Origin of the sequence: Coleofasciculus sp. F4-SAH-05 (assembly GCF_040222985.1) — a bacterium.
Classification (GTDB): Bacteria; Cyanobacteriota; Cyanobacteriia; order Cyanobacteriales; family Coleofasciculaceae; genus Coleofasciculus; species Coleofasciculus chthonoplastes.
Genome location: NZ_JAVKBY010000057.1, coordinates 1 through 15232 on the forward strand (window position 1 = coordinate 1; position 15232 = coordinate 15232).

Sequence of the window (15232 nt, forward strand, 5' to 3'; positions counted from 1 at the left end):
CTAGACGTTGGCTAAAGGAGGGTAAAGCCAAAGTGGTACACAACGACTTAGATTGCTTTGGCATTCAGTTAACCTTTGACACTCAAGAAAACACTCAATCTATAGCCGTAGGCATAGATCCTGGGAAACTTTATTCCGGGAGCGGGGGCAATTCAAACAGCAGTTGCTGCAGTTATTGATGTTCTGGAAACTAGCTTAATTTCACCTTATGGGAGTTTGGGCTCCAGAATTTGATTGAGAAGACTGTCCCATTTCTGATTCTCAACATAAAAGTTTTTCTACTGCCTTTTCTATGTCTTCTCGATTAACAAAAGTGCTTAGACGTAAGAAACCCTCACCACTTGAACCAAATACGCTACCAGGTACGCTAACAATACCAGCTTTGGAAAAGAGTTGGTCAAAAACTTCCCAAGAACTCATCCCTTCCGCTCCTTTAGCCCATATATAAGGATTATTCTTCCCACCAAAACACTTAAGTCCAAAAGTCTCTAAACCTTTGTTGAGAATTTTAGCATTTTCCAGATAATAGTTGATAATTTTTTGATACTCTTGTTGGCACTGTGGTGATAAAGCGACAATCCCTCCTTTTTGTACTAAATTAGAAGCACCCAAAAACCTTGTATGTTCAAGAACTCTAAACATTTCCGTCAACTCTCCTGCTACGGTGTGTTCAACAGTTAGATCAAACGGAACGACAGACCAACCTAATCTTAATCCAGTAAATCCAGCCATTTTGGAAAAGCTACCAATTTCAATAGCACATTTTGTTGCGTTTTCTACTTCGTAAATAGTTCTGGGAATGTTAGGATCTGTGATAAAAACACTGTAAACAGCATCAAAAATAATAATTGAATTATGATTTATTGCATAATCAACAAAGACTTTTAGTTGCTCTTTTGTAGCAACCGCACCTGTTGGATTGTTAGGAAAACATAGGTAAATTATATCAACTTTTGATGTAGGAAGCTCGGGAATAAAATTATTGTTCTCGTTACACTCTAGATAGATAATTTTCTTTCTACCTGCTAAAATATTTTCATCTGAAAAGGGAAAAAACATTGGTGATTGTAATCCAATGACATTATCTAAGCTAAAGAGTTGTTGAACACTAAAAGTCGCAGGTTGAGAACCGTCACTGACGAAAATTTCTGCTGGTTTTAGGTCAATTCCACGCTTTTTATAGTAATTGTTGCAGATAGCTTCTCTTAGTTTAATATTTCCTTGATATTCCCCATATCCAGTATAAGTTGACTTATTCCCTAGCTTAGTAGCAGCATCAACTAAAGCTTCAACAACTTTTGATGGTAAAGGCTGAGTTGTATCACCCCATGTCATCATATACAATTCTTGTTGAGGATTTGATAATTGATGTTCTTCAATTTTCTTCCTCAGCGTAGTTTGAAGTGTAAACCAGGGATAAGAATTAAATAATTTACTGAGATTGGGATTTTTTATACTCATATTAATAGTTTCGGTTATTAAACCTCTTGTAAAATAAAAAATTAACCTGAGTTTGAACTAATGCAATAATTATAATTCTGGAAATGCTTATGTTTTGCTCTTTAATTCCATCCATAACATATCTACTAATTCTCCATTAGACATAGACCATGATTTATATAGAGTCTCCTTAATAACAAATCCGTTTTTTTTAAGGATATTAATGATTTTTTTATTTGACCTTAAAACCATTGCTCCAATTGTTTGAAAATGTAGTTCATTAAACGCATAAGTAATCATTCTATTTAAGGCTAATCTTCCATATCCTTTATTTCGATAATTTTTGTCTAGAATTGCCATACCAACTTCAGCGGTTAACAAATCCATATTAAACCCTTTTAATATTACATACCCTATTGGTAGTCCTTTTAATTCCAAGTAAATTCCAAGCAATAGGATCTCACTTTCTCGGGAGTAAGGACAGGCATAAGCTGAAATAGCCTGTATAAATTTTTTAGTCTCATCAAGTTTAAGCTCCTCAAGTCCTAGAAACCCACTCTTATCCATGACATTTATTGTACTTGGGTTTTGAGTAAGTTTGATCAAGTGTTTTATATGAATATATTCCATAGAAGCCAAGAAAATTTTTGCTCCTGTTTTTTTGTACTCTTGTTCTAATAATATTTTTTGTTCATTAATTGAAGTTCTTTTTAATATAGAATTCCAATTCTTGGAAACATTATAACCATACATATCCTGGTAGTAAGTATCGATTAAATACTCATCTTGATGCTTCATTAACCAGCTTCTTAAGTCATCCATTTTGCGCAAACCTCGCTGAATTAATTCTTGATCTTCCCAATCATCCCAAACTTCCCACATAAATTTATTGGTGTCTTCAATAATCAAGTAATCACCAGTTTGCAAACCATTGTGATGAAAATGTTCGAGGATACCAACTAGATTGTCATGAATATCCTCTATCACTAACCAAGGATGAGGTAATTTAGACAGTAATTCTGTGGGTAAAACTGCACTAATTTCTTGGCAATCACCTTCTATAAAATGAATTCGAGAGTCGGTTTTAGCTTTTTCATCAAGCTGAGAAAGATCGTTATCAACACAGTAAACCTCACCTTGAATACCAAATAATTCTAAGTGATCTGCTAACCAAATTGCACTTCCTCCCTTCAAAGCGCCCAACTCAATAATTGTCTTTGGTTGCAACTCGTAAAGCAGCATCGGATAAGCTGCAATTTGCATGGGATCTTTTTCCAGAAGTACCCCTTTCCAAGTTTGTAAATAGGCATTGTCTGTCAGAGGTCTCCAAGCAGATTTGGGAATATCACATCTATCTTCTCGGTCATATATTTTTACAAACCTTCTATATTTTAAGGTTTGTTGCTCAGATATAGTTGATTTGTGAATACTTTTATTCTTCATTGTGATCGCTCCTTTTTAAAAGCCAGAAGATACATCAACTTGACTTCATCATAGATATGAAAATCCTCTTTACTAACTAATGTCCAGGGTAATTTATCTAAAGCTGTCTGCATTTCACTGCGATAGTCTTCCCGTATGGTTAAAAAGAATAGTCCTTCTTCCTTTAAAAGACCAAATAGATTGTTTAAAGCTCTAACTCCTGCATGAGCATGGGTAAAAACCCCTGCGGCGATAATGGCATCGAAACTTACTGATTCGCTAAAAATAGGGGAATTTTCTAAATTACACTGATACAAGCTTTGATAGACTTGCTTGTCTTCAGCGATCGCTAACATTTTTTCTGACAAATCTACAGCAGTTAGATTAGTATATCCTGCTTGTGCCAACGCTTCACCCACTAACCCCGTACCCGCACCAGCATCTAAAATTGTGGCATCTTTATTCGGAAGTAGCTTACTTAATGTCCGTGCTATATTAACAGGCATAAAAGACCAATCGTCTCTTATATCTGCATCGTAGGTATTTGCCCAACTATCGTATTTAGTTTTTAATTCCTCAGGGCTTTGGCTATCAAAAATTATCGAGAACCAAGGTCTTGTTTCTGAAATATTTTTGACTTTTTCTTCAGACATACTCTGTTATAATATCATGGACTTTTCAGGAATTACCGAGACACGAGAAAGAGAAGAAAGCTTGCCGACAAATCGCTCAATATCTTCAGGCTGAGTATCAAAATTAGTCATCCATCGGACTAATCCAGTCGAACTATCCCAAACATGAAAATGACAAACCTTGACCAGCGGTTCAATCCAATCCAGTGGAATTTTAGCAAAAACAGCATTAGTCTCTACAGGATACACTATTTCCACTTCAGGAATATTAGATACTTGTTCAGCAAGATACTGAGCCATTTTATTTTCATGGCTAGCATTTTGTAACCAGTGGTCATCTTTAAATAAGGCTAAAAACTGGGCGGCGATAAATCGAGCTTTTGAAGGCATCTGCATACTTTGTTTCCAGATAGCCGAAAAATTCCGAGACAACGCAGCGTCAGAGTGAGGAAATATAACCGCTTCTCCCATCAAAAACCCATTTTTAGTGCCGCCAAAAGATACCGCGTCGATACCAAGTTCCGTCGTCAGCGCCGCCAAGGAACAATTCAGTAAAGCGGCGGCATTAACCAAACGTGTACCATCCATATGAACAGTCATACCGTGCTGATGGGCATATTCTACTAACGCTAAAATCTCATCGGGGCGATACACCGTTCCCAATTCCGTAGACTGAGTTATAGATATCACACGCGGGATAGAAGCATGAACATCGTTTTGCCAAGACAAATAACCGTTGATCGCTTGAATATCTAAACGCCCATCAGCCGTTTCAATCGGAACGACTTTACTACCAATGAAATTCTCCACAGCCCCACATTCACTATGGTATAAATGGGCATCACGAGAACATAATATCGCTTCAAACGAGCGACACAAACAAGCCAAAGCGAATACATTGGCACCCGTACCCCCGAAGGTAAAAAATACCTGACAATCCGCACCAAAATGCTTGTGGAATTCTTCTATCGCTAACTGTGTCCATTCATCTTCGCCATAGGCATAAGCGTGTCCCTGATTAGCAGCTAATATAGCCTTCATCATTTCCGGATCGACTCCAGCCTGATTATCTGAGGCAAAACCTCTTCTGTCATTTGTCATTTGTCATTTGTTATTTGTCATTTGTCATTTGTTATTTGTTATTTGTCATTTGTTATTTGTCATTTGACTTCGGAAAGAGGGCAGGCTTTTGACTTCTTAAGAGCCACTAACTTTGGTTACGCTTACCGACGCTCTAAGTAGGTTGGTGGAAATAAACTCAACCATATTAGGTTATGTAAACACCCCTCCAACCCTTACAAATGACGAATGACGAATGACGATCTCCACCGTTCACATTAATTGTCCCCACCTACTTAGAGAGTTGCTCGAAGTCCTCTCAGTCGGCTTTCAAAGTCCTCCATGTTCAAATAGCAGTTTACCATGCGCCGCTCCCCTACATAAGCTAATCGTCCATGCAAAAGACGCCAGTTGTCAAACAAGAGAACATTTCCGGGTGTGAGACGAAAGCGATATTGATTGGCTAGGTCATCAATAATTTTACGCCATTCCCAAAGCGCTTCATAGACCTGTGTGGTTTTTTCACCCCAGTAAAACGGGGCGCGATCCATGTGATTAAATCGAATTCGCTTAACCTGGTTTTCCGGATCAAGTTGAATTAGAGGTTGCCTTGTTTCTAAATGGGTATCAACTTCTAAGTAATGTCCTGGCATATCAACCTGGGTAAGCAAAGAGAAAGCGTCAGGAGATAATTGTCGTAGAGTTTCTGCCGCATAGAAGCCATCAATGAAAATGCTCTCTCCCCCACTATAATCCCTATCCAGAACATGAAATAAAATCAGTCCCGGCGGATCGTAGGCATAAGTTCCATCCGTGTGGGCAGCAAGATATCCATTGGCATAGGCGCTATCAGCGTGTGGTTCGCTCATATCGGAGTCAGCCAAACCGCCAAAAATATCCATCCGAATATAGGCTACCCTTTCAACCAGGGCGCGGGTTGACTCACGATTGTGTGGAGTATTTGATACCATGCCCAAACCATAACAGGCAATGTTTTCTAACCATTTTTTTAATCCCCTAGATTCAGTCATGACTTCATTGAAAGTGACTGTTGGTAGCCCATTAGCAAATGTGTTAGCTGTCCAGAGGATTAGATTTTGGCGCGTCGAATCTTTGTCAATCGTGCTTAAATTTGTCATGGTTTAACTCCCTTTTTTTCACGAGCCAGGGGAACAGGACGTTGATCGGATTTAGTCTGAATTACGCGCAGACGACTATGGAAATCTTCCATATTTGACAGGCAAACGGCAAGGTGATGAGTGCCATCCATCGCGCCGCCACCATGCAAGACACGCCAATTATCCCACAGCACCATCTCTCCTGGATTCAAGTTAAGTTTTCGCTGTTGGGATTCCTGCTCAATCCATGCCTCAAACTGCTCAAAAGCGGCTATAAACGCTTGTTTTTTCGGCAAATCCGGCTCGGCAAAAGAACCTTTGGTTTTCCGATTATAGCGGATACGCTTGAGTCGATTATACCGATCTAGGGTGACAACCGAATCGGAAGCAATCAAATTAATATCCTGATTCAGGTACTGATAAGACACCCGATGATTTTGCAATAAACGTAGAGTCTGCGGTGCTTCACGTTTAATTCTGTCAACAAGCGCTAACCCGTCTACCAAAATTAGTTCGCAGGGGGAAGTATTTTTGTCCAGGCATTGAACTAATTTAATCCCTGGAGGATCGTAATTAAACGTTCCCTCGGTATGAATATGTGTTTCATCATAGCCGGAATGACTTGATGGCTTAATTTCGACGAGATTGCCCAAATGACTCTGCCGAAGATAGGCAATTCTCTGCATAAGTTTAGCCGCTTCAGCTTGACTCGGCTTAGCACCCGTAACTTTACATACTCCGACTTGTGCGACATATTCAACCAACTGTCTTAATCCGATATCTGTATCCAGGATATTTCGATAATCAAGACTTGGGAAATCATTCGTCCAGTGTGTTCGTTCATCGACGGCTACGGAGTTCTCAATGTTGAGCATTTTCCATAGCCAATCGTAAGAAAAGTAACTTTTGTGATTATCCTGCCATTGAATAATCAGCCCGGCGGTATCGGTATCGACAAAGACTTCCTCCCATCTAAATTTATCCCAGCCAATGAACACATCACATTCTCTCTGTGCCGTAGAGGTGAAACAGGAACTACATTGACAGTGATCTCGCAGCCACATCCAGGGCAAGCTTACCCTATTTAAAGTATTGGTGACTCCAGAGACATAATCCACTTCGATTCCCTTGTCTCCAGTTTGCCAAGATTGAATTTGAAGGGTGTCAGATGAAGATAATTGGGATTTTTCCGTACAATTCAAGAAACTCACTCCTCTAAGCTTTCTCCAAGATAAAGTTTCCGCCTTGGCTACAGGAAAATTGGCTCAATTTGTGGGAGCGGACGAGTTATACTCTCAACGGCAATACCATTCCGTAACGCTAACAGCAATCCCGCCGCCTCCATGTAGCTATTGACACGATATATTTTCCTGCCTTGGGTCTCAATTTGCAACCGTTCCGGGGTAATATCGTACTTGGTGGGATTATCTTTGACTAAGATTATCGGCACACCTTGGTCTAACGACGCCAAGAAAGGGATATTCCCCACAGTTGTTTCTGGCATCACTACCGCCGAAACATTCTCTACAGATATGCGGGTTTCCCCTGGGGCTACGGGGGTTAACTAACAGTCAGTAAATATCTAGACAATTAGTGACATAACTAGACATTTTCTATGATATAGTCAAGCAATGTCTAGTTTAACCCCCCCAAGAAGCAGCTACTCGACTAGGTGCCACGGTCTTGCACTTTGCACCGATGGGAACTCAATGGTAAAATACAATCTTATCGTATCGCTGGTGGTCATCGTCTTATCGATATCGTTGACTTAATTGGTAAGAAATCGGGTAACGAATAGCTATGACGACGATAACTTATTGCAAAGGCTTGCCAACTCCCGCCGATGAACTTAATCCCATCGGTTTCACCGACTTGGAGATGTTGTTAACTTCATTGTCCGATATATTTTATCAAGCAACAGTTGAAACCGTTAACCATTTATTAAATAAAGAAGTTAAATTTAATCAATCCAGTTGGAATAGTCATATTCAAGAGAAATACGGAATCAGCAAGCGTTATGCTAACGGAGTCATTGCATTAGCTAGAGGAAAAACTTCCTCAGCTAAAGAATGCAGAAAGCGCCAGATAAAGCAATTAGAATCACGAGTTAAGTCAGCGAAAGATTGGGTAGCCAAAGCCACAAAGAAAATTAAGTTGGCTCGGAAGTTCTATAAAAAAAAGAACTGGCAATCCTCAAAAAACGGCTGTAATTTTCCCTTGTCGTCAAACCTGAAGACGAGAAAAACTAACGGGTATCATCTGCGTCAAGGTCTGCATCAGAAAAAGCGATATATCCACCGACTTCAAAATCAAATTAAACATCTGAAATCGGCGAAAATTAGAGTGAAGGTATCCAGAGGCGAACTATTTATTGTTGGTTCCAAGGATGAAAGTTATGGGAATCAAACTTGTCAATGGTCTGGGGATACGATCAAGTTGAGGGTTCCCGATTGTCTAGAAGCCAAATTTGGAAAATATGTCACATCAAAAATTGGCAGCTTCTCAAGAAAGATTAATAGATTACCCAATAGTGGTGCGAAAACATGGCACTTCTATAGAAAGGATAATCGCTGGGTGGTCGCTGTTCAATTCACGCCCGCATCGGTAGAGAAAGTTAGTAGAGAAATTCAGTATGGTGCCCTGGGTATCGATCTAAATCCTAGTTCTATCGGTTGGGCTTATGTTGATAGTCAAGGAAATTTAAGAGCATGGGGGACTCTTCCTTTTCAGACGGGTTTACCCACAGGCAAACAAGAGGCTCAAATTGTAGAGGTTTGTTTGAAATTGGCAGCTTTAGCCAGGGATTTTCAGATCCCTATTCTGTGCGAAAGCTTAGATTTTTCGACAAAGAAAGCTCAACTACGAGAGCGTGGCAAAAAATATGCTCGAATGCTTTCTGCCTGGGCATACAGTCGTTTTTATCAGATTTTGTCATCGATTTTATCCAACCGAGGAATAGCTTATCAGTTGGTCAATCCAGCTTACACGAGTTTGATTGGATTGGTTAAATATAGTCGAATGTATGGACTATCATCTGATGTGGCAGCGGCCCTAGCAATTGCCAGAAGAGGAATGAAGTATAGTGAAAGATTGCCGCGCTCTGTGTCCGCCTATCTCGGAGTGAATCCGAGAAAGCACGTATGGAGCGCTCTATATCAATTTAATAATTTTATGGGTCGATGCCCTGTAGTCAATCGTAGACACGATTACTATAGTGTCTCTAACTGGGAGCCGTTGGTTAAGGCTGATATCGAGCAACAATGCCGGGTATCAGCCAAGCGTAAGCGTTAACGGTTATCGACCAAAAGTTACACCGTGGACTTATACCAAGGCAGAATTACTTATGGGTAGGTTTGTCTAGGTTTTTAGAAGCGGTATCAAACCTTACCGGGCGGGGAGAATTAATTAAACCCTGTAAAGGCGAACAAACATAAGCACTAGAAATTAATTCAGCACCATCTCTGGGATCGACTAATTTACCAAATCCCGTATGTTCCCACTCCAATAATAAAGGGGCATGGGCAGCCGTAAACGGATAGAAATTAGTTGTCAGATGAGTCATAATCGCTTCTGCACCACCCCAAGGATTGGGAATAGACTCTCCTTGGTAGTAGGCTTGACGCACTTGATCATCAACGTGCAACGTAGTGATTAACGCCACCGCCCTAGCCGAAGACGTTTCCACCACATCTAACGCCTTGATCAACTCCTCCATCCCGTTAAATTCTGCAGAAGCATTACCATACGGGGAATAGGTACAAGCAGTTTCCACTGCCCCACCGGTGACAACAACCGGATCAATATTAATTCCGCCCACAGCCCGCAAGCCATTGAGAGCATTAAGAACATTGTTTAAAAATCGCTGATCTCGTGGCTTTTCAATAATCGCGGCGATAGTGTTGCGCTTCTGTGGGATCACGCCAATATTACCCAGTAGTAACTGACAAATCAGATTCCCTTCCAGGTAAAGCACATTATCCTGAGCCAAATAGATATCCGATGCGGTTACAGCATTGGGATTAGTCACCAGATAATCACAAGCCGCCGCTAAAAGATTAGTACTTGGAGTCGCATCTCCAGCAAAACCACCAATTTCGGCTCTAACGCCTGTCGGAATAATACTCACGGCGACAAAGGGTTGGGCAGAAACCCGTTGACGCAGATTAATATCAAGTAATGATGACCAAACCGGCTCTCTATCCGTCTCGATAAAGCTGGATTCAAAGGTTAGCGTATCTCCGTCAACCTTGGTTAAAATCAAGCGAATCGGAACACCGGGTAAAGGAAGATTGCCAATTTATTGAGCAATTTTTCTCCAACTACGTTGTTGGGGAGGACATTGAATTTCAAAATCTTTGGTATAGACTTGCGACATCAGGGTTTATGGTGTTGTCGTTACATTTGTTACCTGAATGGGTGAAAACCTTTTTGATAGTTGTAGAGACGTTGCATGCAACGTCTCTACACTAACGTTGCGCCACATACCGTCATACTTTTTAATTCCCAAAGAACGTTACTAAGCTGCCTTTTTGGGCGGTAGGACGACTTTTTTGGCTAAACCTACTCCTTGTAGTAGTTGAATTGCCCACCAGGTCATATCGATTTCCCACCATTTACGTCCAGCCGGAGCAACATTGGGATGAGCGTGGTGATTGTTATGCCAACCTTCTCCGTAGGTTAAGATTGCTGCCCACCAGAGATTGCGAGACCCATCATTAACTTCATAAGTCTGATAACCGCGCAGGTGAGTGGCAGAATTAATTAACCAGGTGCTGTGCCACAGTAGTACAGCTCGGACAAAGACACCCCAGAATACAAATTGCCATCCCCCGACGACGTAAAGCAATAGACCCAGCGGAAATTGTAACAATAAGAAATAGCGATCTAACCAGCGATAATAAGGATCTCTAGCGATATCAGGAGCGTATTTTTGATATACGTCGTAATCAAAAAATTCGGGCTTATGATAGAACAGCCAAAGCATGTGACTCCACCAAAACCCATTTCGTGCTGAGTAAGGGTCTTTGTTTGCATCATCAGGGTGAGCATGGTGCTGACGGTGTCCTGCTACCCAAAAGATTGGTCCTCCTTGGAGAGCTACAGCCCCGATGGTGGTCAGGATATATTCTAACCACTTAGGCACTTGAAGACTCCGATGGGTCAAAAGCCGATGATAGGCTAAACAAATGCCAATGCTGCCAAAGAGCCAGTGGAGAAGTATCATTACTCCCAAGGCTGACCATGAAAAAAACCAGGGTGCCAGCAGTGCCAAGGCGTGAATTGTGCCAAAAAACAGCAGACTGGGCCAATGGAAGGGTAGATTAGCGCGACTTTGAGGAGGCGCTGAGATTGAGGAATTAGTCATCTATTGAGAATCGTTACAGTAGGAATTGAGGTGCAAGTTTTACTTACACTTATACCATCAGCTTAACCACTACTCCATCAAAATGCAAGTATCACTTACATTGTTAAACTATGTCTCGTACCAGTTCTACAACACGAGCGCGTTTAATTCAAGCAGCGCTTGAGTTGTTTACCGTTCAGGGGGTTACTGAGACAACCACACGTCAGATTGCTGAATTAGCCCAGGTTAATGAAGTCACACTGTTCCGTCACTTTGGGAACAAACAAGGATTGCTTTTAGCCGTGATCGAAGACTCTGGCGTGTTTACCCGTCTGGGTGAATCACTCAGAGCCCAAGTCGATCAGACAACGACATTTGAGCAGGCGCTGATTAATTATGGACGCGATCGCCTTCAGGTTCTCAAACAGATGCCCGAATTACTGCGCTCTGTGGTTGGGGAGTCAGGAAAATATACGGTTGAGCATCGTCAGGCGTTAGGAGAAGGGGTTACTCAAGCCAACCTGGACTTTGCTGATTATCTTACCACCGTGATTCAACGCGATCGCTTAGTGTTGCGATTGTCGGCGGGAAAATTAGCCCGCTTGGTTAATGTGATGTTATTCGGGTATCTGGTGATTGAACTAACTAGCGAGTTCCACCAGCTGTGGCAAAGTCAGGAGGAGTTTTTGCAAAGTTTGCTCGAACTCATCTTACACGGAGCTTTTGCAGACACAGAGCTACAGAGACGGGAAGAGGCGGAGGAAGAACCGGGAAGCGGCGACACAGGGGAGACAGTGCGCCCGCCTGTAACCAATTCTTCACCGAATGCGCCTTCTCCGGTGATCTCCTCTGAGACTGTAGCCGATTTACCCGCATCCTTAGTTCATGACATTTTGCAACAAGCCAAAAAAAGTGGATTACGGGATTATGCTATCGCCTATGTCCTCTTTGGTGCGGGGTTGCGGATAGAAGAAATTATTGCCTTAGAGCGATCGCACCAAATTAGTGACGCTCACAGACATTTGTTACAAGTGACACAAGGTAATGTGCGCCAAGTCCCTGTAAATCAGTGGATTATGGGTAAGCGTTATGGTTCTTACACCCGCAATCCCTTAAACCAATGGCTCAAAAGTCGTAAAGATGATCGTTCACCCCTGTTTGTTAATGAAGCCTTGGAACGGATGTCTGTGGCAGAATTAAGAGCTACATGGCGTAATTTTACCTCTGAGTTGGAAACGCCATCTCCCTCAATTGAGCAAGCGCGACAGACATGGTGTGTGGAACTGTTAATGAGAGGGATGAATGTGGAGGATTTGAGTATTTTAAGCGGTTTAGATGTCAAAGAATTAGAGCCTTATGTTCGTCGGTCAAGAGAAAAAACGGCGTTGGATCGGGCGATTCGTTTAGATCAAAAGCCTTGAGTAACTCGCTTTTTGTCTGAGATGCTAAAATTGCTATATTTATGCCTTCTTTCAGTAGGTAAATATTCCGTTGTTTTGTTCTGTAAAAAAGTGAATTTACAGTCTGACAATTGCATCCAATTTACGTCTAACGATCGCCTTAAGTAGTTCAACTTTTGGAGGTACTATTTTAGGCAGTAGAATATCTGTAAAACTATTACTCCCATCAAAGTCTATTCCAGCATCTCCATCAAGAGTATATTTCAACGACATCTCTTGTGTATTATCCACACTAGCTGAATAATCAAGGCAGACAACATAAAATGGACACTCCTATGTGGGAACTTCAACTTGCTGATTTCCGGCTAAACCAAATGCCTGGTGAATGGCTTGTAATGCTGTCACCCCTTGTTCTTTATTCACTACACAACTAATCTTTATTTCCGACGTGGTAATCATTTGAATGTTGATTTTGTGTTGAGAAAGGGCGGCAAACATTCGCGCGGCTACACCGGGTTGTCCAATCATTCCTGCACCCACAATACTGACTTTAGCAATATCGGCATCCAGGAGAACCTTGCCGTATCCTAAAATAGGTGCTGCCTCTTGGAGAATTTTCTGGGCATTTTCTGCCTCAGCTTGGGCGACGGTGAAGGCAATATCGCGTGTGGGAATTCCATCAATTACTCGACAGCGCTGAGATTGAATAATCATATCCACGCTAATGGTTTGCTCGGCTAAGATACTAAATATGCGAGCTGCCATACCTGGACGATCAGGAACATAGCGAATGGCTAAACGGGCTTGATTTTGGTCAAGGGCAACCCCTCGGACGGGGTTTGAATGTAGAGACGCGCCATGGCGCGTCTCTACATTATCAGAAATCGGTAAACGGGCAGGGGAACTCTTAATATTAAACTGGTCACACAAAACCGCGATCGCACGATTACAATCGGCAGCATCAATCACACAGCTTACTTTTACCTCAGAGGTGGAAATCATCTGAATATTGATTCCCGCATTTGCCAAGGTGGTGAACATTTGCGCCGCAATACCCGGATGTCCAATCATCCCCGCCCCCGCGATCGCGATTTTGGCGATATTTGATTCCACTAAGACTTCCGCCTCATCATCACTGGGATTAGTGGGGCTACGGAAAGCGGGCGCGATCGCTTCTGCCACGGCTTCAGCCCGTTTGAGAATACCCTTACTTACACTAAAGGCAATATCATTCGTATTCCCCTCGTGAATCGACTGGATAATTAAATCCACATCCAAATCTTGACCCGCAATCTCTCCAAATAATTGGGCGGCGACACCGGGATGATCCGGAACCCGCAGCATTGCCACTTTTGCCTGATCGGTATCAAATTCTACCGCATCCACTGATCGAGCTATTTCTAAATCATCTAACGAACGGGGTTGTGGCGTAGGAGAAATCACCTTCGTCCCCGGATCATCCGTCCAACTGGATAATACAACCAAAGGCATCCCGTAATTGCGAGCAATTTCCACCGCACGCGGATGCAGTACCTTCGCCCCTAAGCTTGCTAATTCCAGCATCTCATCGCAGGTAATCTCGTCCATGAGTTGAGCATCAGAGACTAAGCGCGGATCAGCGGTTAAAATACCAGGGACATCCGTGTAAATCTCACAACGATCTGCCCCTAATGATGCTGCTAACGCCACGGCGGAGGTATCTGATCCGCCGCGTCCCAAAGTGGTAATCTCTAAGTCAGTCATACTACTGATTCCTTGAAACCCTGCTACCACTACCACTTTACCCTCGTCGAGATGACGAGAAATTCGTTCGGTGTGGATATTAAAAATACGGGCGCGGCTATATTGGGCTTCCGTGACGATCCCCACCTGTGCGCCAGTCAGAGAAATTGCAGGTTGTCCTATTTCCTGCAACGCCATCGCGAGTAGAGCGATGGAGACTTGTTCGCCAGTGGAGAGTAACATATCCATTTCCCGACGGCTGGGATTGGCGGAAATTTCGTGAGCCAGTTTAACTAACCCATCCGTGGTTTTACCCATGGCTGACACGACGACGACTAAAGAGTTACCCGCTTTGACTGTTTTTAAGAGGCGTTGAGCGACAGTTTGAATCCGCTCAACTGATCCCACCGAGGTTCCACCGTATTTTTGGACAACCAGCACCATAAATCTTGCTCCTACACCTTGTCATTTGTCATTTGTCATTTGTCATTTGTCATTTGTCATTTGTCATTTGTCAAGAGTCATTTGTCAAGAGTCAGGGAGCAATTACCTTCCTACCTGATGCAGGTACTCTACTAACTCACAAAATCCCTCACCTTCTGTAGCATCGGTAACATAAGCGGGTTTATAGTCCAGTTCATCCCTATAATCCAAAACATTAGCCACGCCTACGGATAGGGGAAATAACTGGGGGTTAAATAAACTGGCATCGTTAGGGCTATCACCCACTGTCAGAACTTGTTCCGGTTGATATTGGGGAAAATGGTCACGTAACACTTGGATTAATCCAGTCGCTTTATCCTGAGATCGGGGTTTGATGTGACATTGCACCGAACTATAGGTAAATCCCCAATCCATTGAGATACAAAGAGCGTTAAGGTGTTCGAGTTGCTCCACGCTGAGATTGCGATTATCAAACGTCCAGTCGGTGATCCGAAAGCGATTGTCAGGGGATTCGTGAAGCTGGGGAAATTCAGATTTGAGGCGTTGATAGGTTTGAGCTAACTGTTGGCGATGGGTAGTTATAGAACGCGATGGTGAAAACCTCCGTACTTTAGTCGGGGGATGAAACCTTTCGACTTCGCTCAAGGTTTC

At 42.4% G+C, this 15232-nt stretch carries 15 protein-coding genes and 1 pseudogene; 5 read left to right on the top strand and 11 right to left on the bottom strand.

From position 1 onward, the window contains the following. Positions 1 to 179 (top strand): RRXRR domain-containing protein (locus tag RIG27_RS06410; protein ID WP_446343558.1); only part of this gene is annotated, 179 nt, incomplete at its 5' end. Between the two features lie 82 nt (positions 180 to 261). Here the strand turns inward: RIG27_RS06410 and RIG27_RS06415 are convergent. The 7 genes from RIG27_RS06415 to RIG27_RS06445 all read right to left on the bottom strand — a co-directional run bounded on the left by RIG27_RS06415 (position 262) and on the right by RIG27_RS06445 (position 7205). Next, positions 262 to 1461, bottom strand: a complete 1200-nt coding sequence (locus RIG27_RS06415) for an LL-diaminopimelate aminotransferase (RefSeq protein ID WP_446343490.1) — start codon at positions 1459 to 1461, stop codon at positions 262 to 264. An 87-nt stretch (positions 1462 to 1548) separates the two neighbouring features. Then, positions 1549 to 2883 carry a CmcI family methyltransferase gene (locus RIG27_RS06420; protein WP_446343492.1) on the bottom strand — a complete coding sequence of 445 codons (1335 nt, stop codon included), beginning with the start codon at positions 2881 to 2883 and terminating at the stop codon, positions 1549 to 1551. After that, on the bottom strand, positions 2880 to 3515 hold the full coding sequence (locus tag RIG27_RS06425; protein ID WP_446343494.1) for a class I SAM-dependent DNA methyltransferase: 636 nt from the start codon (positions 3513 to 3515) through the stop codon (positions 2880 to 2882). Before RIG27_RS06425 ends, RIG27_RS06420 begins: the two co-directional genes overlap by 4 nt. Before the next feature lie 6 nt (positions 3516 to 3521). Continuing rightward, complete coding sequence (locus RIG27_RS06430; RefSeq protein ID WP_446343496.1) at positions 3522 to 4595, bottom strand: threonine aldolase family protein; 1074 nt, start codon at positions 4593 to 4595, stop codon at positions 3522 to 3524. A gap of 254 nt (positions 4596 to 4849) precedes the next feature. Beyond that, positions 4850 to 5692 carry a TauD/TfdA family dioxygenase gene (locus RIG27_RS06435; protein WP_446343498.1) on the bottom strand — a complete coding sequence of 281 codons (843 nt, stop codon included), beginning with the start codon at positions 5690 to 5692 and terminating at the stop codon, positions 4850 to 4852. Continuing rightward, complete coding sequence (locus RIG27_RS06440; protein WP_446343500.1) at positions 5689 to 6882, bottom strand: TauD/TfdA family dioxygenase; 1194 nt, start codon at positions 6880 to 6882, stop codon at positions 5689 to 5691. The genes RIG27_RS06435 and RIG27_RS06440 overlap by 4 nt, the downstream gene beginning before the upstream one ends. Before the next feature lie 38 nt (positions 6883 to 6920). Then, complete coding sequence (locus RIG27_RS06445) at positions 6921 to 7205, bottom strand: DUF3326 domain-containing protein (protein ID WP_446343560.1); 285 nt, start codon at positions 7203 to 7205, stop codon at positions 6921 to 6923. A 97-nt stretch (positions 7206 to 7302) separates the two neighbouring features. Here RIG27_RS06445 and RIG27_RS06450 point away from each other — a divergent pair. Together RIG27_RS06450 and RIG27_RS06455 are read left to right on the top strand one after the other, a co-directional pair. Next, positions 7303 to 7466 (top strand): annotated as a pseudogene (locus RIG27_RS06450) (excisionase family DNA-binding protein); the annotation flags it as partial. 5 nt (positions 7467 to 7471) lie between these two features. Continuing rightward, complete coding sequence (locus tag RIG27_RS06455) at positions 7472 to 8962, top strand: hypothetical protein (protein WP_446343502.1); 1491 nt, start codon at positions 7472 to 7474, stop codon at positions 8960 to 8962. Between the two features lie 46 nt (positions 8963 to 9008). On the opposite strand, the gene RIG27_RS06460 is transcribed toward RIG27_RS06455, so the two are convergent. Next, positions 9009 to 9932: a DUF3326 domain-containing protein gene (locus RIG27_RS06460; RefSeq protein WP_446343504.1), complete on the bottom strand. Its 924-nt coding sequence runs from the start codon at positions 9930 to 9932 to the stop codon at positions 9009 to 9011. A gap of 255 nt (positions 9933 to 10187) precedes the next feature. Further along, positions 10188 to 11036, bottom strand: coding sequence for an acyl-CoA desaturase (locus RIG27_RS06465; RefSeq protein WP_446343506.1), 849 nt, complete (start codon positions 11034 to 11036; stop codon positions 10188 to 10190). Between the two features lie 110 nt (positions 11037 to 11146). Between RIG27_RS06465 and RIG27_RS06470 the strand changes: the two genes are divergently transcribed. Continuing rightward, a complete protein-coding gene (locus RIG27_RS06470; protein ID WP_446343508.1) occupies positions 11147 to 12436 on the top strand; it encodes a TetR family transcriptional regulator in 1290 nt (429 codons plus the stop codon). Positions 12437 to 12748: 312 nt separating this feature from the next. Here RIG27_RS06470 and RIG27_RS06475 read toward each other — a convergent pair whose 3' ends face one another. Next, positions 12749 to 14581, bottom strand: a complete 1833-nt coding sequence (locus RIG27_RS06475; protein ID WP_446343510.1) for an aspartate kinase — start codon at positions 14579 to 14581, stop codon at positions 12749 to 12751. Here RIG27_RS06475 and RIG27_RS06480 point away from each other — a divergent pair. Further along, on the top strand, positions 14564 to 14716 hold the full coding sequence (locus RIG27_RS06480) for a hypothetical protein (protein ID WP_446343512.1): 153 nt from the start codon (positions 14564 to 14566) through the stop codon (positions 14714 to 14716). The two genes, RIG27_RS06475 and RIG27_RS06480, sit on opposite strands and share 18 nt — an antisense overlap. Here RIG27_RS06480 and RIG27_RS06485 read toward each other — a convergent pair. After that, positions 14684 to 15226: an HAD hydrolase family protein gene (locus RIG27_RS06485; RefSeq protein WP_446343513.1), complete on the bottom strand. Its 543-nt coding sequence runs from the start codon at positions 15224 to 15226 to the stop codon at positions 14684 to 14686. The genes RIG27_RS06480 and RIG27_RS06485 overlap by 33 nt on opposite strands. Positions 15227 to 15232 lie beyond the last annotated feature (6 nt).